This is a genomic window from Escherichia sp. WS1450, from assembly GCF_046487395.1.
Classification (GTDB): domain Bacteria; phylum Pseudomonadota; class Gammaproteobacteria; order Enterobacterales; family Enterobacteriaceae; genus Escherichia; species Escherichia coli.
On the sequence record NZ_JBJQJO010000001.1, the window covers coordinates 314,180 to 334,454 of the forward strand.

Genomic DNA, 20,275 nt, shown 5'->3' on the forward strand with positions numbered 1-20,275 from the left:
AGACATATCAGCCTATATTTACCGTACCGCCACCAATAACCACGCCGCCGCAGTCAACAGCATCACCGCTTCTGGCGGCGGGCAGGCCGTCAATAAAGACGGTTGAAGAACCTCTGGCGATTTTACGGGGATGAGGGGGATGCTTCGGTTTAGCATGCGGCGTCAGCGGATCTCCCTGACGGGCTGCGGGAAGACCATCGATAAAGACGGTGGATGACCCGGCGGTGATGACGGTCTCGTAATAACCGTCGTGCTGGGTGCCTTTGTCGGTGAGTTTGGCTGCTAAAGGCATAATTCCTCCTGTTCAGAATTTCTACAGCAGCAGGTTTCAAAAATCGGGAGAAATATTCAACGAAATATTAATCACTTCACCGGATGTTCTGATGCGTACCTTCACTGGTCTATTTAAGTAATACAAATTGTTGGCGTGTATTAAGTTCCATTTTGTTCTCCTTAATTATGTAAGGAGTATTTGATCATGTATAAGCAATAAAAACAGCTTCAGGAAATAAGGAATATCGCAATTTTTAAACATAAAATGCGAATCGTTCAATACAAAAAAGCAGCGTTGCGTAATCTTTCCCTGATTAAATACGCTACCGCCCTACCCTGATGACATGATCTGCACTGCACTATCATATCGACATGTTTCTCTACATGCGAAAAGATGTTTTATTTTCGGATTATATTAAATTGATATTTCATATAAAAAACGAAATTACATCAATCATATAAATAGTTGTACCAACTTTAATTACTATTCATAGCAAACAAATGGATATCCAGTTAATTACGCCAGTGATTCATTAACATTAACCTCCGTCATTATTGTTAAATAATGACATTCCTTTTTAATACTTCTTGTAATTTCGGTAACTGACATACAGCTTCAGCGATCGCGCTGATATTCTGCGCATTATCGTGAAACCATTCATGCCCCGGCCCCCATGTGCGCATGGTGCAGAGATAACAGTCCACCAGCGTTAGTTGCTCGCCAAAGGCATAAGGTTCAGCGGTCAATTGTGAATTCAGCCAGATATAAAGCGATTTACGATATTCAATAACATTATTCTTTAACTGTTCGGGTGCGTCAGGAGCCCAACGCTCAGGGTAATCGGCGAAAGTGAATGTTGGATAGACATTAGCAACCAGCCAGACCAATAGCCGTTGAAACTGCTGACGTTCGGCGCGCCCAACCGGTGGCGCAAGGTCCGGGCGACGATCGAGAACCATCAATGCAATCGCCGCTGTCTCCGTCATAATCTCGTCATTTTCCAGCGCCAGTGTCGGAATCTGACACAACGGGTTCAGGGTTTTCAATAACTCGCGTGAGGTTCCCTCGTGGTCAAAACCACTGACATCAACGAACTGATAAGGAATATCAGCCAGTGTTAGCATCAGCTCACTGATTGTAGAGCCCCATCCGGGTACGCCATACACCTTAATCATATGCCCCTCACAATCTTTTAAAGATTAAGTGTAGGACAGTACACAGGTTAACCAGCAAAAGGATTTGTCATTTTTTCGTCAGTTGTATTATTCCCCTTCAGGATTGTAAGGGGATGTTTTGCATCGTTTATCGATAACGGGTAGGATGCTGCGCCGATAGTTTTATACCCATAAAGAATAATGGTGATAACTATCATCGCCAGGATGAATAAACATTGTTCATGGCAACTTATATGACTTTTTCATTAAAGCAATCAGGGAGAGCAATGAGTAAACACGACACCGACACTTCAGATCAGCACGCCGCGAAACGCCGCTGGCTTAATGCCCACGAAGAGGGGTATCACAAAGCGATGGGCAATCGCCAGGTACAGATGATCGCCATTGGCGGCGCGATTGGTACGGGTTTGTTTTTAGGCGCGGGAGCCCGACTGCAAATGGCGGGGCCAGCACTGGCACTGGTCTATTTAATCTGCGGCCTGTTTTCATTTTTTATTCTGCGTGCATTGGGTGAGCTGGTGCTACACCGCCCTTCCAGTGGCAGTTTTGTCTCTTATGCCCGTGAGTTTTTAGGAGAGAAAGCCGCTTACGTTGCAGGCTGGATGTACTTCATCAACTGGGCGATGACGGGGATTGTCGATATTACCGCCGTCGCTCTGTATATGCATTACTGGGGTGCGTTTGGCGGCGTGCCGCAGTGGGTCTTTGCGCTCGCTGCGCTGACCATCGTTGGCACCATGAATATGATCGGTGTGAAATGGTTTGCCGAGATGGAGTTCTGGTTTGCGCTTATTAAAGTGCTCGCCATTGTGACCTTTTTGGTCGTGGGTACAGTGTTCCTCGGTAGTGGTCAGCCGCTGGATGGCAACACCACTGGTTTTCATTTAATTACCGATAATGGCGGCTTCTTCCCCCACGGTTTGCTGCCTGCGCTGGTGTTGATTCAGGGCGTAGTGTTTGCTTTTGCCTCCATTGAAATGGTGGGTACAGCTGCCGGAGAATGTAAAGATCCGCAGACCATGGTGCCTAAAGCGATTAACAGTGTGATTTGGCGTATTGGCCTGTTTTACGTCGGCTCCGTGGTGTTGCTGGTTATGTTATTGCCGTGGAGCGCATATCAGGCGGGGCAAAGTCCGTTCGTGACGTTTTTCTCTAAACTGGGTGTGCCATATATCGGCAGCATTATGAACATTGTGGTGCTGACCGCTGCCCTCTCCAGCCTGAACTCAGGTCTGTACTGCACCGGACGTATTCTGCGCTCAATGGCGATGGGCGGTTCCGCACCGAGTTTTATGGCGAAAATGAGTCGTCAGCATGTGCCGTATGCCGGGATTCTGGCGACACTGGTTGTGTATGTCGTCGGCGTATTCCTCAACTATCTGGTGCCGTCGCGCGTATTTGAGATTGTGTTGAACTTCGCGTCGCTGGGAATCATCGCCTCATGGGCGTTTATCATCGTGTGCCAGATGCGCCTGCGTAAAGCGATTAAAGAAGGCAAAGCCGCGGATGTGAGTTTTAAACTGCCTGGCGCGCCCTTCACTTCCTGGCTGACATTACTGTTTTTGCTGAGCGTCCTGGTGCTGATGGCGTTCGATTACCCGAACGGGACTTATACCATCGCGGCGCTGCCGATTATCGGTATTCTGCTGGTTATAGGCTGGTTTGGTGTGCGCAAACGCGTTGCTGAAATTCACAGCACTGCGCCAGTCGTCGAGGAAGATGAAGAACAACAGGAAATTGTGTTTAAGCCTGAAACGGCGAGTTAATTGCAAAATTGCCCGGCTACGTGCCGGGCAAATTCAAATTACTGACGAAGGTACCGGATACGGCGTGATAAAAGTCAGGCAAGTCTCTCCGTTTTCACCCTCGCCATATCTATTACAGCGCAATACGAATCACATCGTCCGGCTGGGTAGCTTCCTGCTGTTTAGTGGATTTTTGTTTCACACTGACATACAGCGTTTTGCCATCGGCAGACAGCGCCAGGCTGTTCGGATGAGTCGGCGTATCGAACGTTTTCACCACTTTATAGCTTTTCGCGTCAATCACACTGACTTTACCTGCCTGACGATGCGTTACGTAGGCTTCATTACGCGCCGGGTTAAACAGCACAGCCAGTGATTCCGGTGCCGCAACCTTCGCCAGAATATTGCCATTACGGGTATCGACCACTAACACTTCTGCGGCTTTAGAATCGGTGATAAATGCACGCTGCCTGGCGGTATCAAGGCTAATGTTGATAAAGAAGTGCTCTTTGCCGTCATCCAGCAGCTTTTTACGGCTGAGGATTTTATTGTCGGCGGTGTCGATGGTAATCAATTCGCCGTCAGCGTTAGTGGTGTAAAGACGTTTGCCTTTGCTATCCAGCGCCAGACCGGTACTCATTTTACCGGTGTTCTGGATGGCGGTTTTCAGTTTGATATTCTCGCCATCAACGACCCAAATCACGCTCTCTTTACCAATACCACTGATGTAAACGGTGTTCGTGGCATCATCAGCTACCAGCTCACGCGGTTGCAGCGGGCGCACCTCTTCCGTGCGCTTACGATCATCCAGCACCAGACGGCCTTTCACTTCGCCCGTTTTGGCATCTATCGCCGTGACCGCGCTGTTTACAGTGTTACCAAACCACAACGTCTGAGTCGTGTTATTGATGGTGGCACCAAACGGCTTGAGATCGTTATGGATCGCCTGCGTCACTTCCAGAGTAACCGGATCAAGACGATAAACCACGCCGCCTTTATCCAGTTTGCGGCTTTGCGAAGTGGCGAGCCACAGCGCGTTCTCCTGCTGGCTATAAGCCATTTCGTAGGCACCTTTACCTACCGCTTTACGCAGCATTTCTTCTGCAGCCTGCGTACTGAATGATGAAGCAACAAGCAATGAACCTAACAGTAATGAACCACGCAGGCGCGATGAAAACAGATGACGTAAATGCATGACGACTCCCTTTGATGAACCGATATTTTTGCTGCTTCACAATGCTTCGCTAAGCGTAATCATCGTTACGCTCTTGTTATAAATGGGAATGGTAATCATTATTTTCTCAAATGTGGAGCATTTCTTGCCGTTACGACTACAATTTTCTCAATTACTTAACGTATCGTGCCGTTTCGTTTTCCATATATTTACAATTTTATTACCATGGCGGCGTTTTCCCATTCTTAACCTGGCTTTTTTCATGAAGATTTTTTCCGTCCGACAGACCGTTTTGCCCGCACTGCTTGTCCTTTCCCCTGTTGTTTTTGCCGCTGATGAACAGACCATGATTGTCAGTGCCACGCCGCAGGTGGTTTCAGAACTGGATACCCCAGCAGCCGTGAGCGTGGTGGATGGCGAGGAGATGCGCCTGGCAACACCGCGCATTAACTTGTCCGAATCACTGACCAGCGTGCCTGGTTTGCAGGTACAAAACCGGCAGAACTATGCGCAAGATTTACAGCTGTCGATTCGCGGATTTGGCTCCCGCTCCACTTACGGAATTCGCGGTATTCGCCTGTATGTGGACGGTATTCCCGCCACCATGCCCGACGGACAAGGGCAAACATCCAACATCGATTTAAGCAGTGTACAAAATGTGGAAGTGCTGCGCGGCCCCTTCTCTGCTCTGTATGGCAACGCGTCTGGCGGTGTAATGAATGTCATCACCCAGACCGGACAACAGCCACCAACCATTGAAGCCAGTAGTTACTACGGCAGTTTTGGCAGCTGGCGCTATGGGCTGAAAGCAACAGGCGCAATGGGCGACGGCACTCAGCCTGGCGATGTCGATTACACCGTCTCAACCACGCGCTTTACGACCCACGGCTATCGTGATCATAGTGGCGCACAGAAAAATTTAGCCAATGCCAAACTGGGCGTACGCATTGATGACGCCAGCAAATTAAGCCTGATTTTCAATAGTGTGGATATCAAAGCAGATGACCCAGGTGGGCTAACCGAAGCAGAATGGAAGGCGAATCCGCAACAAGCGCCACGCGCTGAACAGTACGACACGCGAAAAACCATCAAGCAAACTCAGGCTGGGTTGCGCTATGAACGTAGCCTGAGCGCACAAGATGATATGAGTGTGATGATGTATGCCGGGGAGCGAGAAACGACCCAGTACCAGTCAATCCCGATGGCACCACAACTTAACCCGTCGCATGCGGGCGGCGTGATTACTCTGCAACGCCATTATCAGGGGATAGACAGCCGCTGGACACACCGTGGCGAGCTGGGCGTTCCGCTCACGTTCACTACCGGCCTGAACTACGAAAACATGAGTGAAAATCGCAAAGGCTACAATAACTTCCGCCTGAATAGCGGCGTGCCGGAATACGGGCAAAAAGGTGAGTTGCGCCGTGACGAACGCAATCTGATGTGGAACGTCGATCCCTATTTGCAGACACAGTGGCAGCTGAGCGAAAAACTGTCGCTGGATGCTGGCGTGCGCTACAGCTCCGTATGGTTTGATTCCAACGACCATTACGTTACTCCGGGTAACGGCGATGACAGCGGTGATGCCAGTTATCACAAATGGCTACCTGCCGGTTCGTTAAAATATGCAATGACCGATGCCTGGAATATCTATCTGGCAGCCGGGCGAGGTTTTGAAACGCCGACGATTAATGAGCTGTCTTATCGTGCTGACGGTCAAAGCGGTATGAACTTTGGTTTAAAACCATCCACCAACGATACAATTGAGATCGGCAGTAAAACGCGTATTGGTGATGGGCTGCTTAGTCTCGCATTGTTCCAGACCGACACCGATGATGAAATTGTTGTCGATAGCAGTAGCGGTGGGCGTACGACTTACAAAAATGCCGGAAAGACCCGTCGTCAAGGCGCTGAGCTGGCATGGGATCAACGTTTCGCGGGAGATTTTCGTGTAAAAGCGTCCTGGACCTGGCTCGATGCGACCTATCGCAGCAATGTTTGCAATGAACAGGATTGTAACGGTAATCGGATGCCAGGGATCGCCCGTAATATGGGCTTTGCGTCGATAGGTTATGTACCGGAGGATGGCTGGTATGCAGGTACGGAAGCGCGTTATATGGGCGATATTATGGCAGATGATGAAAATACGGCCAAAGCGCCGTCTTATACTCTCGTCGGCTTATTCACCGGGTATAAATACAATTACCACAATTTAACTGTGGATTTATTTGGTCGTGTCGATAATTTATTCGATAAAGAATACGTTGGTTCTGTCATTGTCAATGAGTCAAACGGGCGATATTACGAACCTGCGCCCGGGCGAAATTATGGTGTCGGCATGAATATTGCATGGCGATTTGAGTAATTACCTTGATGCCCGGTATTTGCCGGGCATTTACTTTAACGATTGTATTGCTGGTATAAAATAGCAATATTTTGTTGCATAATTTCAGCAAGACAATGTCTGCATCCCTCTTTGTCTTTTGCTTTTAACGCGGCGAGTAATAGACGATAGTTTTCTATACGCTCCCGTAATTCCGCTGGATTAATCGCTTCATAGAGATAATGTAAACCAGGTCCCATCCTGACCCACAGTTGCTCAATCATCTCACACAGGATGGGCATATTTGAACGATGATAAATCGCTAAGCGAAATAGCCTGTTCGCATTAATGATTTGTTCCATGTCGCCCTTTTCTTGCGCCTGCTGTAATTTCTCGAGCAATTCCTCGAGTTCCGCCAGGTCTTGCGGGGTGAGGTTTTCAACAGCCAGAGTAACTGCCATTAATTCCAGCTCGTAGCGGATCCGATTGATTTCGTCTAATTGACGTTTCCCCACTTCCGGAACTGTAAATGCTTGCGCTGGTGCGACAGAAAGCGCATTCACCGAAACCAGACGTAATAATGCTTCACGCACAGGTGTAATACTCATACCTAATTGCTCCGCCAGATTTTTAGTAATCAGGCGTGCGCCAGGTTTTAGTGCGCCAATACTAAGCTGATGTTTCAGGTCATTCTCAACCTGCAGAGTCAAACTGACATGTTTCATTTTTTCCGTTCCAGGCATTTTAATTCCTTCGCGTGTTTTCTGTCCAACCCTGCCTGCATGGCAGAAGGAGTTCACCTGGGGTATTAAAGTGAATAATCATAAACCACTCACCTTTGTTGTTATTAGCAGCAGAACAATGACGTGGTTAGTTAATTAAAGCTGAAAATAAGCTTTTTGCCTGGATTTTTATGGCGGCTTACGCCGCCGTCGTATCTTTAATCATCACCCGCCACGCGGATCACCACTTTGCCGAAGTTTTTACCCTTCAGCAGGCCGATAAATGTCTGTGGCGCATTCTCTAAACCGTCAGTAATTTCTTCGCGGTAGTGGATTTTATCCTCTTTCACCCATTGCCCCATCTCCTTCTGAAACTCATGGATGCGGTGACCATAATCCTGAGCGATAATAAATCCTTGCAAGCGAATACGTTTTTTCAGCACCGTAGCCATCAGCAGAGGTAAACGATCCGGGCCGGGTGGTAGCTCTGTAGCGTTATAGCTGCTCACTAAGCCGCAGACGGGAATGCGCGCAGATGTATTAAGTAACGGTAGCACCGCATCAAATACTTTACCGCCCACGTTTTCATAATAGATATCAACGCCTTTTGGGCACGCTTTCGCCAGTTGTTCGGCAAAATCATCCGCGTGATGGTCAAGACAAACATCAAAGCCTAACACCTCGGTAGCATGGCGGCATTTTTCCGCGCCACCGGCTATCCCCACCACCCTGCAACCTTTAAGTTTGCCGATTTGACCCACCGTCGCCCCCACTGGTCCTGTCGCCGCAGCTACCACCAGCGTTTCGCCCTCTTTGGGCTGACCGATATCCAGCAGCCCCATATAAGCGGTAAAGCCTGGCATCCCCAGCACACCCAGCGACCACGATGGATTTTGCGGATGATCGCCAAGTTTCACCAGATCATCACCACTGGATATGTCATAGTCCTGCCATCCACTGTAGCCCAGCACCCAGTCGCCAGGCTGATAATCAGGATGATTCGACTCCACGACACGGCTCACCGTGCCGCCGACCATCACGCCGCCAATATCAACCGGCGGTGAATAAGATGGCTCATCGCTCATACGTCCACGCATATACGGGTCCAGTGACAAATAAACTGTGCGCAGTAACACCTGTCCCTCACCCGGTGTGGCGATATCATCTTCTTCAAGACGGAAATTCTCCGGAACCGGCGCGCCATGCGGACGCGAGGCCAGAACCCAACGTCGATTACGCTGTTTTTGTTGCCCCATAATGCTCTCCTGTGCTTTTGGCATGAATCGATCAATAGTAGCAGGCTCACGGGATTGGTTTTGTTTGCAGCCGTCACATCCCCTCTGCAACACGCAATAATTTCATCGAGGAATCCGTTGCTTCGGGCTGTTTTCGATAGTATTGATAACGTCATCATCATTATTTAATCGAGGCCAGACATGTCCATCCGTTTTGCCCGCAAAGCCGACTGTGCTGCCATTGCGGAAATTTATAACCACGCCGTGTTGTATACGGCGGCTATCTGGAATGACCAAACGGTGGATGCAGATAACCGCATTGCCTGGTTTGAAGCGCGGACCATAGCAGGTTATCCGGTGCTGGTGAGTGAAGAAGATGGCGTCGTTACAGGATATGCCTCGTTTGGCGACTGGCGTAGTTTCGATGGTTTTCGCCATACCGTGGAACATTCGGTTTATGTCCATCCCGATCATCAGGGCAAAGGTCTGGGGCGTAAATTGTTAAGCCGATTGATTGATGAAGCGCGGGATTGCGGGAAGCATGTCATGGTCGCGGGGATCGAATCGCAAAATCAGGCTTCGCTGCATCTCCACCAGTCGCTGGGATTTGTCGTCACCGCGCAAATGCCGCAGGTAGGCACTAAATTTGGGCGCTGGCTGGATCTGACATTTATGCAGTTGCAACTCGACGAGCGCACTGAACCGGACGCGATTGGATGAATCAGTCGCTTACCCTTGCTTTTTTGATTGCCGCCGGAATTGGTCTGGTGGTGCAAAACACGCTGATGGTGCGCATCACCCAGAGCTCCTCTACCATTCTCATCGCCATGTTGCTGAACTCTTTGGTAGGAATTGTGCTGTTCGTTTCTATTTTGTGGTTTAAACAAGGTATGGAGGGGTTTGGTGAACTGGTGTCCAGCGTGCGCTGGTGGACACTTATACCTGGCTTGCTTGGATCGTTTTTTGTCTTCGCCAGTATCAGCGGATATCAGAATGTGGGAGCGGCAACAACTATTGCAGTACTGGTCGCCAGCCAGCTGATTGGCGGTCTGGTGCTGGATATCTTCCGCAGCCATGGCGTACCACTTCGGGCGTTGATCGGCCCAATTTGTGGCGCAATTTTACTTGTGGTTGGCGCCTGGCTGGTGGCCAGACGCTCATTTTAATCAGAGGATGGTACCGCCTTTGGTTAACTGTTCGTGGCGCGCTTCCATATCTTCTTTATGCTTGCGACCATGATGAGCAATAGCGGTGCGCAAACGCTGCTGCTGGGTATAGCGATCTTCCCGACTTAACTCCGCGTCATCGCTCAGGGCGATTAATAATTCGTTCATATGGGCAATGACGCTCTCTTCAATCGCGGCATCCACGCGCGCGATGACTTCATCCAGATGCGACATACTTTCTCCTTAGCCACTTGTGAAATTTATCGATTCATCCAAATGATATAAGTCTGTGTGGTGCCGTCAAGCCAGTGAGTAAGATTTAAAACAGTGAAAACAACAGCGCCACCGGGAAACTCATCGGCCATGTTGCCCCCACCAGAAAGGCGCTTAAGAAACGGATGCGTTTCTTATCGTGAGAAAGAAACCAGGTGATAAGAAATGCGATTGCTGCCATAACCGCATAAAAAACAAGCATGTGTTGATAGAGAGACATGTACGGGCGTCCAGCCAGATGAATAAAACGCGCGCAAATATGCGTCATTTTTTGACGTGCATCAAGTTTTTTCACCAGTTTGAGAAAAAATCATCAAACAGCAACTTGCCCTTATCCATCTTCAGAATGAGTATTATTGCGGATTTTCTTAACCCGTACTATACACATAGGGGCAATGATAAAAGGTGGCAAAAATGAATGTTTCCAGTAGAACTGTAGTACTGATAAATGTCTTTGCTGCTGTTGGTTTGTTTACTCTTATCTCTATGAGATTTGGCTGGTTTATTTGATGTAGTGATTTTGCACGCAGCACGTACTGTCAGAGAAATCAGTGCTCTGACAGTACGCAAGATCATCTCATACTCTCCAGGTTTACAACATTATCCTTAATATTTACTTCTTTTTCCTGACATCTACATTGAAATAAGTAGAAAACATCCCCCTCCTGTCGTCTATACAGACAGCTTACTGATTCAAAGGGAACCTTGTTTTCACATTTTTCTATCATCAATACTTTAGACGCGCGGGAGTCTATAAATGCTTTATACTTTCAGGGAATAAAGTAAATATAAAAAGATGGCGTAAAGTATATGCATGGCAGGATGATTGCAACCTCCTTGATGACGCTGTCCCATTGAAATTGCAAACCCCGAACTGGTTATCTTGCCCATTTATCATGCAGAACAGATAATTATAGGTCTCTAAATATCTCAGAAAGATTGAATTTTTTATAGTCCATCTCTTGAATATTTCCATTTGATATCAATCGATTCATCTCTTCAACAAAATAATTTATATCATCACATTTGTTATTATCCGGAAGATCTGAGTAATTATAATTCCACCACTTTATTCTCAACAATTCATCAATAACATTTGAATCAAATCTAAATCTGATTATTTTTGCAGGAACTCCTGCAACTATGGCATATGGGGGCACATCTTTGGTAACAACGGAATTGGCAGCAATAACAGCACCATCACCTATTGCGATGCCACCTTTCAGTACAACATCATTTCCTATCCAGACATCATTTCCTATAATCGGATTTTCAGGTTTGGTAATGAATGGTTTCAATGTCCAGCTACGTTCAAACTCACTCTTAGCAAACTTATCAAATTCACCGTTATAAGTCATCATGTGAGTAGTAAAACGATTCAAAGGATGATTTCCACCCATTATTTTTACATTTGATGCAATACTACAAAATCGACCTATATGTATATTCCCTGTAAAATGACAGGTCGGGAATGAAAAAGCGCCGACACTGGAGAAATTTTTTACAGGCATTGTTGAATATTCTTCAGCAATAACATTATCTTCAATTGTTATCTTGTCACCTTTTGAGAAAAGAAATAAATTTCTTTCTTTATACGACTTCTTCCCCTTATGATTTAAAAAGATTTTATTATCCATACAAAACTCAAAGTGTTTTTTCGTCCACCTGAAGGTAAGGGTTTTATTTTTATCTTCCGTGAATTTATACAATTGAACTTTCATTGTTAATACTTCTACTTATAAATTATTAGGTTAATAACGATACTCTAAAGCCTTATGCGAATCAACTATGACAGGATGAAAAATCACCAACATACATTTAGATCATAATAACTGCCTAATTTTTCCGCTAGTTATTAATGTAATCATTCTGATACTTAATCACCATTACACTCAGAACCTAAAACGATAGTGGCCGCCCTATAACAGCCACTAACATTTAACTTAATGTTTAACCATGACGTGGCGGACGACGGTGTAATCCTCCAGCCCATAAAGTGACATATCCTTGCCGTAACCAGAAAGTTTCTGCCCACCGTGCGGCATTTCACTTACCAGCATGAAATGGGTATTGACCCAGGTACAACCATATTGTAGCCGTGCGCTGACGCGATGCGCCCTGCCCACATCTTTCGTCCATACCGAGGATGCAAGTCCGTACTGGCTGTCATTTGCCCAGTTTACCACCTGTTCTTCATTGTCAAAGAGCGTAACACTCACTACCGGACCAAATACCTCTTTTTGCACGATGGCATCGTCCTGTAATGCGCCAGCCAGTAGCGTCGGCGCATAGTAATAGCCATTACCCTTGCGCTTTTCACCGCCAGTGATCACTTTGATGTGCCCTGTCGCTTTCGCCTCTTCTACTGCTTTGCTGACGCGATCGAGATGCGCCAGTGAGCTTAAAGGTCCAAGCTCCGTAGACTCGTCATCCGGCGCACCAGATTTTAACGTTGCCACTGCAGCACCGAGTTTTTCCACCAGCGTATCGTAAATACCTTTTTGCGCGTAGATCCGACAAGCCGCAGTACAATCCTGTCCGGCATTGTAATAGCCAAAAGTACGTACACCTTCGACCACCGCTTCAATATCCGCATCATCAAAAACTATCACTGGCGCTTTGCCTCCAAGTTCCATATGAGTAAGCTTTATGGACGGCGCGGTATGGCTGATGATGTGTTCCCCAGTGGCGATAGAGCCCGTCAGTGACACCATCCGTACTTTGGGATGTCCGGTCAGCGGATCGCCCACCGTTTTGCCTCTGCCAAACAGCACGTTAATCACGCCAGCTGGGAAGATATCTTTCGCCAGCTCTGCCAACTTCAACGCTGTCAGCGGGGTAATTTCTGATGGTTTGAGCACTACGCAATTCCCTGCCGCCAGCGCCGGAGCCAGTTTCCACGCAGCCATCATCAGCGGATAATTCCACGGTGCGATCGAAGCCACGACCCCCAACGGATCGCGACGGATCATCGAAGTATGACCTTCAAGATATTCACCTGCCGCCAGACCATTCAGGCAGCGAGCTGCTCCGGCGAAAAAGCGAAAGACATCGACAATCGCCGGAATTTCATCATTGAACGCACTATGCAGCGGTTTGCCACAGTTACGGGACTCCAGTTCGGCAAAAACTTGACCATTTTCTTCGATTACATCCGCCAGTTTCAGCAGGCATTCCGCACGCGCTTTCGGCGTGGTTTGCCCCCATTCGGCAAATGCTGCATCTGCTGCACGAACAGCGGCATCGACCTGCTCTGCAGATGCCTCGGCAATCTCCAGTAAAACTTCCCCCGTTGCCGGATTATAGACAGGCTGTTTCTCCCCTTCGCCGCTAACCAGTTCTCCGTTAATCAGTAACTTATGTTGCATAGCATATTCCTGTATCAGTGGTTATTGACCATTGTCGCCTTCGCGGGTTAGCCACCAGGCTCCCAGGATCGGCAAGGTTGTTACCAACATAACCAGCAGTGCCACCACGTTGGTTACCGGTACATCACGCGGTCGCCCAAGCTGATTGAGCAACCACAACGGTAACGTTCGTTCATGACCTGCCGTAAAGGTCGTCACGATGATTTCATCGAACGACAAGGCAAACGCCAGCATTCCTCCTGCCAGTAGCGCCGAACTGAGATTCGGCAACACTACGTAGCGGAAGGTTTGCCAGCCATTGGCCCCAAGATCCATTGACGCCTCAACCAGACTGCACGAGGTGCGGCGAAAACGGGCGATGACATTGTTAAACACCACCACTACGCAAAAAGTCGCATGACCGACCACGATGGTGAAAAATCCCGGCTCCAGATCGATGGTTTTAAATGCGGTTAATAGCGCCAGACCAGTGACAATACCCGGCAGCGCAATGGGCAGCAGCAGTAACAGCGAAATGGCGTTTTTGCCGAAAAAGTCTCGTCGCCACAGCGCGGCAGCGGCCAGCGTCCCTAACACCAGCGCAATTAATGTCGCCAGCACCGCCACTTTAAGTGACAGTGTCACAGCCTCAAGAATATCACTGCGCTGTGCTGCCACGCTAAACCAGCGCAGCGTCAGGCCTTGCGGTGGAAAACTAAACGCCGCATCTTCAGTGTTAAACGCATAGGCGGCGATAATCAGAATGGGAAAATGTAGGAAAACCACGCCGCCCCAGGCCGCCAGTTTGAGGAAAAACGGTGCGCGTTCAGAGTGCATCGAACGCTCCCAGACGTTTCACGAACGCCAGGTACAGTGCGATGAGAACAATCGGCACCAGGGTGAATGCCGCCGCCATCGGCATATTGCCAATCGCTCCCTGCTGGGAATAAACCATATTGCCGATAAAATATCCTGGAGGGCCAACCAGCTGCGGGACGATAAAATCGCCCAGTGTGAGTGAAAAGGTAAAGATAGAGCCAGCGGCAATACCCGGGATTGCCAGCGGCAGTACCACATAGCGAAAGGTTTGCCGTGGACGTGCGCCAAGATCAGCCGACGCCTGCAACAATGACGGCGGCAAACGCTCAAGCGCCGCCTGCACGGGCAGGATCATGAACGGCAGCCAGATATAGAGAAACACCAGAAAGCGCCCCAGCCCGGAAGTTGACAGCGTGTTACCGCCCACCGCTGGTAATGTAAGGAACGCTGTCAGCAGTGGTTCCAGCCCCAGATGTTGTAAAAACCACTGCGCCACACCATCTTTCGCCAGCAATAACGTCCAGGCATAGGCTTTAACAATGTAGCTCGCCCACATCGGCAACATTACCGCGATATAAAAAAACGCTTTCATTTTCCCGCTGGTATAGCGCGCCATATACCACGCCATTGGAAAAGCCAGAATGGCGCTGGCGATAGTGACTGCCACAGCCATAATCAGCGTGCGGAGAATGATGTCGTAATTCGCCGGATTAAACAGCGCACGGATATTCGCCAGCGTCAGTTCCGGCGTTACCGACATGGTGAAATCGTCAAAAGTATAAAAGCCCTGCCATAACAGCGTTAGCAGCGAGCCGAAATAGACAATGCCAAACCACATTAGCGGGCCAAGCAGCAACAAAAAAAGCCCCAGTCCTGGTTTTCGCCAGAAAAAGCCGGATATCTTTCCAACTCCTGGACGTGAAGGTGATTGCAATACGTTCATCGCCATTCACCTCTCCTCAACCAGCGGCACCATCACATCACGCGACCAGGAAACCATCACTTGTTGTCCGGGCGTGAGCGTGGCAGGCAGTTCTTCGCCTGTCATATTGGCCTGACTCACCAGCAGTTTTTCACCACCGTTCAGTCTCAGTTCAAAACGAGTCGCTGCGCCCTGATATTGCACCGCCTGGATCGTGCCATTGGCCTGCACTTCGCCGGGGATGTTGAAGCGGATATGTTCCGGTCGCAGGGCGAAGCTTCCCGTCATGCCACAAAGTTTGTCTGCCATCAGTGCATCAAAAACATTCGATGTCCCGACGAATCCGGCAACAAACGGCGTGCGCGGGCGCATATAGAGGTCACGCGGGGAATCGACCTGCTCAATGCGTCCATTATTGAAAACCGCAACACGATCGGACATCGATAACGCTTCGCCCTGATCGTGGGTAACGAAGATAAAAGTGATACCGAGAGACTGTTGCAGCTTTTTCAGCTCAAGTTGCATCTGCTCACGCAATTTGAGATCCAGCGCGCCGAGCGGTTCATCCAACAGCAATACGCGCGGTTCATTCACCAGTGCTCTGGCAATAGCAACCCGTTGGCGCTGACCACCAGAAAGTTGTGACGGTTTACGTTGCTGTACAAACCCCAACGCCACTTTCTCCAGCGCCTCTTGCGCCATCGCATGCCGCTGCTTTTTATTCACGCCTTTGACCATCAGCCCATAGGCCACGTTGTCAAGAATCGACATATGCGGAAATAGCGCGTAGTCCTGAAAGACGGTATTCACGTCCCGCTCCCACGGTGGCAGATTGCTGGCGGGTTTACCAAAGATAGAGATAGCCCCGCCGGAAAGCTGTTCGAAGCCAGCAATCAGGCGCAGGCAGGTGGTTTTGCCGGAGCCGGACGGCCCCAGCATAGAGAAGAACTCACCATCTTTTATCGCAATACTGACGCCATCTACTGCGCGCACGTCACCGTACAACCGCGAGACGTTGTCAAACTCCACTGCGTACGTCATAAAACACCCCAGCGAAGTTAGCGACCGCCCATAATGGCAATGTAATCCTGCGTCCAGCGACTGTAGGGAACAAACTTGCCCCCTTCTGCTATAGGCGTTTTCCAGAAGGCGATTTTATCGAAATAGTTAAAACCGTTTGTTTCACAACCTTTCTCGCCTAATAACGGACTGGCTTTACACCCTTCCGGCACTACTGGTAACGAGCCAAACCAGGCCGCCACATCGCCCTGCACTTTTGGCGTTAATGACCAGTTCATCCATTTGTAGGCGCAAACCGGATGTTTCGCTTCGCTATGTAGCATGGTGGTGTCAGCCCAACCGGTAACGCCCTCTTTCGGGAAAACGGTAGCGACAGGCTGGCCTTCGGCTTTCAGGGCGTTGGCCTGATAGGGCCAGGCACTGGAAGCAACCACACCCTCGTTTTTGAAATCGCTCATTTGCACGGTCGTGTCATGCCAGTAGCGATGGATCAAACTGTGTTGATCGCGCAGCACTTTCAGCACCGCCTGGTACTGTTCTTCGGTGAGTTGATACGGATCGCTGATGCCCAACTGCGGCTGAGTGGCTTTAACGAACAACGCAGCGTCCGCAATGTAGATAGGGCCATCATAGGCCTGTACGCGGCCTTTATTGCTCTTGCCGTCCGGCAGATTCTGCTCAACAAAGACCACTTGCCAGCTATCCGGCGGCGTCGGGAAGGTTTTAGTGTTGTACATCAACAGGTTCGGCCCCCATTGGTAGGGTGTGCCATAAACTTTGCCACTAACGTTAAACCAGTCGCCTTTAACCACGCGCGGATCGAGCGTTTTCCAGTTGGGAATCAATGCGGTATTAATCGGCTGCACGCGTTTGCCCATAATCAGGCGCAGCGAGGCATCGCCGGATGCTGTAACCAGATCGTAACCCCCTTTGGTCATCAGACTGACCATTTCATCGGAAGTCGCGGCGGTTTTCACATTCACCGCGCAGCCTGTCTCTTTTTCGAATTGCGTTACCCAGTCGTATTGTTTATCAGTTTGTCCGCGTTCGATGTATCCCGGCCAGGCGATAATATCCAGTCGCCCTTCCGGTTTATCTAAATTGGTAGGCGGTTCGGCGGCATGAGCGGTGATTATTGTCATGGTGAGCGCACACAGGCTGCTGCGGGCAAATGTCTTGCTCATAAGGTCTTACTCCTGTCGTAATTAATTGTTCAGCCGCCGTGCCGTAAAAATATCTCCTTGTTTAACCATAGACGGCGGCTTGCAGGCACACCTTCGCCCCTGAGAAAATTTAATCAGGTTGTGAGCTACCGCGCATTATGCCGTCTGTAAGGTTATCTTCTGGAGTATAGACAAGGAGTTAGGAAATATGACTGCTATTCGAAATTCATATTACCCAACCTGAGAGGAATTTAATTAAACGCTATTACAGCCGTTCTTGAATAAATTTGCCTAATTGTTTTACCGCCTGTTCTTCACGTTCTCCCCACTGCCACGCGGTATTAAAACGAAAAAAACGTGACCAGTTTTCACCGGTAGAAAACATTTTACCCGGCGCAATACTGATATGATGCGTCAGTGCCGCCAGGCTTAATTCGCCCGCATCTAACGGCGCGGGGAGTTCCAGCCAGAGAAAATAACCGCTGTCATTATGATGAATTTTCACTTCCGCAGGCAGATAACGCAGCAGTGCCTGCCAGGCACGTTGTTTACGTTCCGCAAGCTGGCGACGCAGGCGACGAAGATGGGCGTCGTATCGGCGCGTGGAAAGGTAATCCACCAGCGCAAGCTGCATCGGTGAGCTGGTGGAAAGCGTACTCATCAACTGCAATCGTTGAATTTTACGTGCATGTTTTCCGGCGGCGACCCAACCAATACGAAAACCAGGCACCAGACATTTCGAAAACGAAGAGCAATGCAAAACACCATCGTGGCGATCCCACGCTTTCGCAGGCAGCGGTTTTTCCCGTCCAAAATAAAGTTCGCTGTACACGTCATCTTCAATCAGCGTTACGTTGTACTGATTGAGCAACGCCACCAGTTGTGCTTTTTTTTGCGGCGTTAAGGTAAATCCGAGTGGATTCTGGCTATTAGTCATCAGCCAGCACGCTTTCACCGGATACTCCTGCAACGCCAGTTCCAGCGCCTGAAGATCGATCCCTTCTTTAACATCCGTCGCCACTGATAACGCCTTCAGCCGTAACCGCTCCAGCGCCTGCAACGCGCCGTAGAAACAAGGATTCTCTACTATCACCCAATCGCCTGGTTCCGTTACCGCTTGTAAACTGAGGTTTAATGCCTCTAACGCCCCGGCGGTAATGACAATTTCATCAGGAGAAATAGTGATGCCCTGTAAGGCATAGCGACGAGCAATAGCCTGACGCAGTTCTGCGTTTCCTGGCGGTAAGTTTTCAATCACGCTCATCGCCGTGGCGGTTTTGCTTACCTGCGCCAGCGAGCGGTTTAGTTGTTGGAGGGGGAAAAGTCGCGGGTCGGGAAAGGCCGAGGCAAACGGAACTACCGACGGATCACGACTGGCCTGCAACATATCAAAAATATAGGTGTTGATATCGACTGCTTCATCTCGTGTGACTGGAATGACTGGCGCTTTCGGCATTTTTATTGCCTGTGGCGCAACGTAATAACCCGACTGCGGTCGCGCGATAATATATCCCTGACTTTCGAGCAACTGATAGGCATGGCTGACAGTCATAAAGCTCATGCCAGAAAGCGCCACCTGGTCACGCAACGAAGGCAAACGATCTCCGGGTTGCCAGATACCCGACGCAATCTGCTCGCGTAATTGTTCTGCAAGCTGCTGGTATTTTTTCATTATCGAATCGTTATTATGTGCAGGTGATTCGGCAGTCTATATCAGTTGTTAAAAATGACAACTTTTCATTAACTGTTATCAAACCATCACCAGCGATAACTCTTTGCCAAGCGCCTTAGCCGCAAGCTGGACGGCGTCGATTTTTGTCGCATGGTGCAAGTTAAATAAGCGAGTAATTTCCTGTTTAGGTTTGCCAATTCGCCTGGCTAATTCTTGCTGAGTGATGTCTGACTGTAAAAAAGCATTTAACAGCAATACCTTAGAGGCGACGCTCAAAGGCACTTCAATAAAGTGATCGTGACTATTTAATGGCGAAGGTAAAGGGATAAGCTCGTTATCTTCAAAATAAAAATCAAATGCGGTCAGTAAAGCATCTTTTGCCGCTTCCATCGCTTCAGCGACAGTTTCGCCCTGCGTCAACGCTTCAGGGATATCCACAAAAGAAACCATATAACCGCCTTCCGGCGCGGGTGTAAGAGTGACGGGATAACGCATAATTTCGACTGTCTCTCGCATGTCATTAACCTTTTTAATTGGCGATTAACTCAAACCGAGTTGTTTCAGAATGGCTTTACGTAATGGTTCTTTAATCTCTTCGCTGGGGTGACGCGGCATGACACTGCGCCTCCCGTGAAACCTGAGTTTTAAATGGTTGCTGCCATTTGCTACATTGACGCCCTGAGATTCGAGCCAACGTCTGAACTCGCTTTGTTTCACATCGCCTCCCTGCCGCTGAGTATATCAACAAAGTAAACATTATTGTTTACCTCCGTGTGTAATTTTCTCGAAAATAGCACTTAATCGCCGCAACGGCAGAATGCAATGCAAAATCAGGAAGGAAGATTCCAGAATTTCTTTGCGCTAATTTGCAAAACTGAATAATAACCTCAAGAAACGATCGGCATCATAGCGGCAAAAGGTGAGAAAAAGGTGGCGGGATGTTTACGAAGGCGTTATCGGTTGTCTTATTAACGTGTGCGCTGTTCTCAGGACAACTCATGGCAGGGCACAAAGGACATGAATTTATGTGGGTAAAGAATGTGGATCATCAACTGCGTCATGAAGCGGACAGCGATGAATTGCGTGCTGTGGCGGAAGAGTCGGCGGAAGGTTTGCGCGAGCATATTTACTGGCAAAAATCGCGCAAACCAGAAGCGGGACAACGTTGAGTCATTTATTGCCGGATGCGGCGTAACGCCTTACCCGGCCAACAATATCATGCAGATTTGATAAGTTGTGAGTAAC

General features: G+C 48.9%; 22 protein-coding genes. 6 read left to right on the forward strand and 16 right to left on the reverse strand.

Annotated elements, in window-relative coordinates:
* Positions 1 to 7: 7 nt before the first annotated feature.
* Both ACJHYR_RS01495 and ACJHYR_RS01500 read right to left on the reverse strand, forming a co-directional pair.
* Complete coding sequence (locus ACJHYR_RS01495) at positions 8 to 292, reverse strand: type VI secretion system PAAR protein (RefSeq protein WP_001127492.1); 285 nt, start codon at positions 290 to 292, stop codon at positions 8 to 10.
* A 539-nt stretch (positions 293 to 831) separates the two neighbouring features.
* The gene (locus ACJHYR_RS01500) at positions 832 to 1,449 is read right to left on the reverse strand and encodes a glutathione S-transferase family protein (RefSeq protein ID WP_000598875.1); all 618 of its coding nucleotides are present in this window, start codon (positions 1,447 to 1,449) and stop codon (positions 832 to 834) included.
* Between the two features lie 266 nt (positions 1,450 to 1,715).
* On the opposite strand from ACJHYR_RS01500, the gene ansP reads away from it, so the two are divergent.
* Positions 1,716 to 3,215 (forward strand): L-asparagine permease, encoded by a 1,500-nt coding sequence (gene ansP, locus ACJHYR_RS01505; protein ID WP_001309490.1) that lies wholly within the window; start codon positions 1,716 to 1,718, stop codon positions 3,213 to 3,215.
* Between the two features lie 112 nt (positions 3,216 to 3,327).
* On the opposite strand, the gene ACJHYR_RS01510 is transcribed toward ansP, so the two are convergent.
* Positions 3,328 to 4,389 (reverse strand): YncE family protein, encoded by a 1,062-nt coding sequence (locus ACJHYR_RS01510; RefSeq protein ID WP_000550675.1) that lies wholly within the window; start codon positions 4,387 to 4,389, stop codon positions 3,328 to 3,330.
* A 241-nt stretch (positions 4,390 to 4,630) separates the two neighbouring features.
* Here ACJHYR_RS01510 and pqqU point away from each other — a divergent pair, with 241 nt between their 5' ends.
* Positions 4,631 to 6,733, forward strand: coding sequence for a TonB-dependent receptor PqqU (gene pqqU / locus ACJHYR_RS01515; protein WP_000689390.1), 2,103 nt, complete (start codon positions 4,631 to 4,633; stop codon positions 6,731 to 6,733).
* A gap of 35 nt (positions 6,734 to 6,768) precedes the next feature.
* Here pqqU and mcbR read toward each other — a convergent pair whose 3' ends face one another.
* Positions 6,769 to 7,434, reverse strand: a complete 666-nt coding sequence (gene mcbR, locus ACJHYR_RS01520; protein WP_001308642.1) for a colanic acid/biofilm transcriptional regulator McbR — start codon at positions 7,432 to 7,434, stop codon at positions 6,769 to 6,771.
* A 197-nt stretch (positions 7,435 to 7,631) separates the two neighbouring features.
* Complete coding sequence (curA, locus tag ACJHYR_RS01525) at positions 7,632 to 8,669, reverse strand: NADPH-dependent curcumin/dihydrocurcumin reductase (protein ID WP_001314716.1); 1,038 nt, start codon at positions 8,667 to 8,669, stop codon at positions 7,632 to 7,634.
* Between the two features lie 180 nt (positions 8,670 to 8,849).
* Between curA and ACJHYR_RS01530 the strand changes: the two genes are divergently transcribed.
* Together ACJHYR_RS01530 and ACJHYR_RS01535 are read left to right on the forward strand one after the other, a co-directional pair.
* Positions 8,850 to 9,368: a GNAT family N-acetyltransferase gene (locus ACJHYR_RS01530; RefSeq protein ID WP_000027563.1), complete on the forward strand. Its 519-nt coding sequence runs from the start codon at positions 8,850 to 8,852 to the stop codon at positions 9,366 to 9,368.
* Positions 9,365 to 9,814: a DMT family transporter gene (locus ACJHYR_RS01535; RefSeq protein ID WP_001076520.1), complete on the forward strand. Its 450-nt coding sequence runs from the start codon at positions 9,365 to 9,367 to the stop codon at positions 9,812 to 9,814. Before ACJHYR_RS01530 ends, ACJHYR_RS01535 begins: the two co-directional genes overlap by 4 nt.
* On the opposite strand, the gene ydcY is transcribed toward ACJHYR_RS01535, so the two are convergent.
* Both ydcY and ortT read right to left on the reverse strand, forming a co-directional pair.
* Complete coding sequence (gene ydcY, locus ACJHYR_RS01540; protein WP_000018633.1) at positions 9,815 to 10,048, reverse strand: DUF2526 family protein YdcY; 234 nt, start codon at positions 10,046 to 10,048, stop codon at positions 9,815 to 9,817.
* A gap of 85 nt (positions 10,049 to 10,133) precedes the next feature.
* The gene (ortT, locus tag ACJHYR_RS01545; protein WP_000061178.1) at positions 10,134 to 10,307 is read right to left on the reverse strand and encodes an orphan toxin OrtT; all 174 of its coding nucleotides are present in this window, start codon (positions 10,305 to 10,307) and stop codon (positions 10,134 to 10,136) included.
* Between the two features lie 194 nt (positions 10,308 to 10,501).
* Here ortT and yncL point away from each other — a divergent pair, with 194 nt between their 5' ends.
* Positions 10,502 to 10,597, forward strand: a complete 96-nt coding sequence (gene yncL, locus ACJHYR_RS01550) for a stress response membrane protein YncL (RefSeq protein ID WP_001303494.1) — start codon at positions 10,502 to 10,504, stop codon at positions 10,595 to 10,597.
* A 401-nt stretch (positions 10,598 to 10,998) separates the two neighbouring features.
* Here yncL and ACJHYR_RS01555 read toward each other — a convergent pair whose 3' ends face one another.
* The 9 genes from ACJHYR_RS01555 to hicA form a co-directional block, all read right to left on the reverse strand.
* Entirely contained in the window at positions 10,999 to 11,808 is an 810-nt protein-coding gene (locus tag ACJHYR_RS01555; RefSeq protein WP_000867994.1) for a CatB-related O-acetyltransferase, read from the reverse strand.
* 222 nt (positions 11,809 to 12,030) lie between these two features.
* Positions 12,031 to 13,455 (reverse strand): aminobutyraldehyde dehydrogenase, encoded by a 1,425-nt coding sequence (gene patD, locus ACJHYR_RS01560; protein WP_001163915.1) that lies wholly within the window; start codon positions 13,453 to 13,455, stop codon positions 12,031 to 12,033.
* Between the two features lie 21 nt (positions 13,456 to 13,476).
* A complete protein-coding gene (locus tag ACJHYR_RS01565) occupies positions 13,477 to 14,271 on the reverse strand; it encodes an ABC transporter permease (RefSeq protein ID WP_000555479.1) in 795 nt (264 codons plus the stop codon).
* The gene (locus ACJHYR_RS01570) at positions 14,261 to 15,202 is read right to left on the reverse strand and encodes an ABC transporter permease (RefSeq protein ID WP_001251335.1); all 942 of its coding nucleotides are present in this window, start codon (positions 15,200 to 15,202) and stop codon (positions 14,261 to 14,263) included. The genes ACJHYR_RS01565 and ACJHYR_RS01570 overlap by 11 nt, the downstream gene beginning before the upstream one ends.
* The gene (locus ACJHYR_RS01575; RefSeq protein WP_000220407.1) at positions 15,203 to 16,216 is read right to left on the reverse strand and encodes an ABC transporter ATP-binding protein; all 1,014 of its coding nucleotides are present in this window, start codon (positions 16,214 to 16,216) and stop codon (positions 15,203 to 15,205) included.
* A gap of 17 nt (positions 16,217 to 16,233) precedes the next feature.
* The gene (ydcS, locus tag ACJHYR_RS01580; RefSeq protein ID WP_000047443.1) at positions 16,234 to 17,379 is read right to left on the reverse strand and encodes a putative ABC transporter substrate-binding protein YdcS; all 1,146 of its coding nucleotides are present in this window, start codon (positions 17,377 to 17,379) and stop codon (positions 16,234 to 16,236) included.
* Positions 17,380 to 17,623: 244 nt separating this feature from the next.
* A complete protein-coding gene (locus ACJHYR_RS01585) occupies positions 17,624 to 19,030 on the reverse strand; it encodes a PLP-dependent aminotransferase family protein (RefSeq protein WP_000760623.1) in 1,407 nt (468 codons plus the stop codon).
* A 78-nt stretch (positions 19,031 to 19,108) separates the two neighbouring features.
* Positions 19,109 to 19,525, reverse strand: a complete 417-nt coding sequence (gene hicB / locus ACJHYR_RS01590; RefSeq protein ID WP_077248684.1) for a type II toxin-antitoxin system antitoxin HicB — start codon at positions 19,523 to 19,525, stop codon at positions 19,109 to 19,111.
* A 45-nt stretch (positions 19,526 to 19,570) separates the two neighbouring features.
* Positions 19,571 to 19,747, reverse strand: coding sequence for a type II toxin-antitoxin system mRNA interferase toxin HicA (hicA, locus tag ACJHYR_RS01595; RefSeq protein ID WP_001314712.1), 177 nt, complete (start codon positions 19,745 to 19,747; stop codon positions 19,571 to 19,573).
* 221 nt (positions 19,748 to 19,968) lie between these two features.
* Here hicA and ACJHYR_RS01600 point away from each other — a divergent pair, with 221 nt between their 5' ends.
* The gene (locus ACJHYR_RS01600; RefSeq protein WP_072262409.1) at positions 19,969 to 20,199 is read left to right on the forward strand and encodes a YncJ family protein; all 231 of its coding nucleotides are present in this window, start codon (positions 19,969 to 19,971) and stop codon (positions 20,197 to 20,199) included.
* Positions 20,200 to 20,275 lie beyond the last annotated feature (76 nt).

Bases quoted from the DNA above. Each gene is read 5' to 3' on its own strand.
- ACJHYR_RS01495 (WP_001127492.1), bottom strand. From the start codon at position 292: ATGCCTTTAGCAGCCAAACTCACCGACAAAGGCACCCAGCACGACGGT.
- ACJHYR_RS01500 (WP_000598875.1), bottom strand. From the start codon at position 1,449: ATGATTAAGGTGTATGGCGTACCCGGATGGGGCTCTACAATCAGTGAG.
- ansP (WP_001309490.1), top strand. From the start codon at position 1,716: ATGAGTAAACACGACACCGACACTTCAGATCAGCACGCCGCGAAACGC.
- ACJHYR_RS01510 (WP_000550675.1), bottom strand. From the start codon at position 4,389: ATGCATTTACGTCATCTGTTTTCATCGCGCCTGCGTGGTTCATTACTG.
- pqqU (WP_000689390.1), top strand. From the start codon at position 4,631: ATGAAGATTTTTTCCGTCCGACAGACCGTTTTGCCCGCACTGCTTGTC.
- mcbR (WP_001308642.1), bottom strand. From the start codon at position 7,434: ATGCCTGGAACGGAAAAAATGAAACATGTCAGTTTGACTCTGCAGGTT.
- curA (WP_001314716.1), bottom strand. From the start codon at position 8,669: ATGGGGCAACAAAAACAGCGTAATCGACGTTGGGTTCTGGCCTCGCGT.
- ACJHYR_RS01530 (WP_000027563.1), top strand. From the start codon at position 8,850: ATGTCCATCCGTTTTGCCCGCAAAGCCGACTGTGCTGCCATTGCGGAA.
- ACJHYR_RS01535 (WP_001076520.1), top strand. From the start codon at position 9,365: ATGAATCAGTCGCTTACCCTTGCTTTTTTGATTGCCGCCGGAATTGGT.
- ydcY (WP_000018633.1), bottom strand. From the start codon at position 10,048: ATGTCGCATCTGGATGAAGTCATCGCGCGCGTGGATGCCGCGATTGAA.
- ortT (WP_000061178.1), bottom strand. From the start codon at position 10,307: ATGTCTCTCTATCAACACATGCTTGTTTTTTATGCGGTTATGGCAGCA.
- yncL (WP_001303494.1), top strand. From the start codon at position 10,502: ATGAATGTTTCCAGTAGAACTGTAGTACTGATAAATGTCTTTGCTGCT.
- ACJHYR_RS01555 (WP_000867994.1), bottom strand. From the start codon at position 11,808: ATGAAAGTTCAATTGTATAAATTCACGGAAGATAAAAATAAAACCCTT.
- patD (WP_001163915.1), bottom strand. From the start codon at position 13,455: ATGCAACATAAGTTACTGATTAACGGAGAACTGGTTAGCGGCGAAGGG.
- ACJHYR_RS01565 (WP_000555479.1), bottom strand. From the start codon at position 14,271: ATGCACTCTGAACGCGCACCGTTTTTCCTCAAACTGGCGGCCTGGGGC.
- ACJHYR_RS01570 (WP_001251335.1), bottom strand. From the start codon at position 15,202: ATGGCGATGAACGTATTGCAATCACCTTCACGTCCAGGAGTTGGAAAG.
- ACJHYR_RS01575 (WP_000220407.1), bottom strand. From the start codon at position 16,216: ATGACGTACGCAGTGGAGTTTGACAACGTCTCGCGGTTGTACGGTGAC.
- ydcS (WP_000047443.1), bottom strand. From the start codon at position 17,379: ATGAGCAAGACATTTGCCCGCAGCAGCCTGTGTGCGCTCACCATGACA.
- ACJHYR_RS01585 (WP_000760623.1), bottom strand. From the start codon at position 19,030: ATGAAAAAATACCAGCAGCTTGCAGAACAATTACGCGAGCAGATTGCG.
- hicB (WP_077248684.1), bottom strand. From the start codon at position 19,525: ATGCGTTATCCCGTCACTCTTACACCCGCGCCGGAAGGCGGTTATATG.
- ACJHYR_RS01600 (WP_072262409.1), top strand. From the start codon at position 19,969: ATGTTTACGAAGGCGTTATCGGTTGTCTTATTAACGTGTGCGCTGTTC.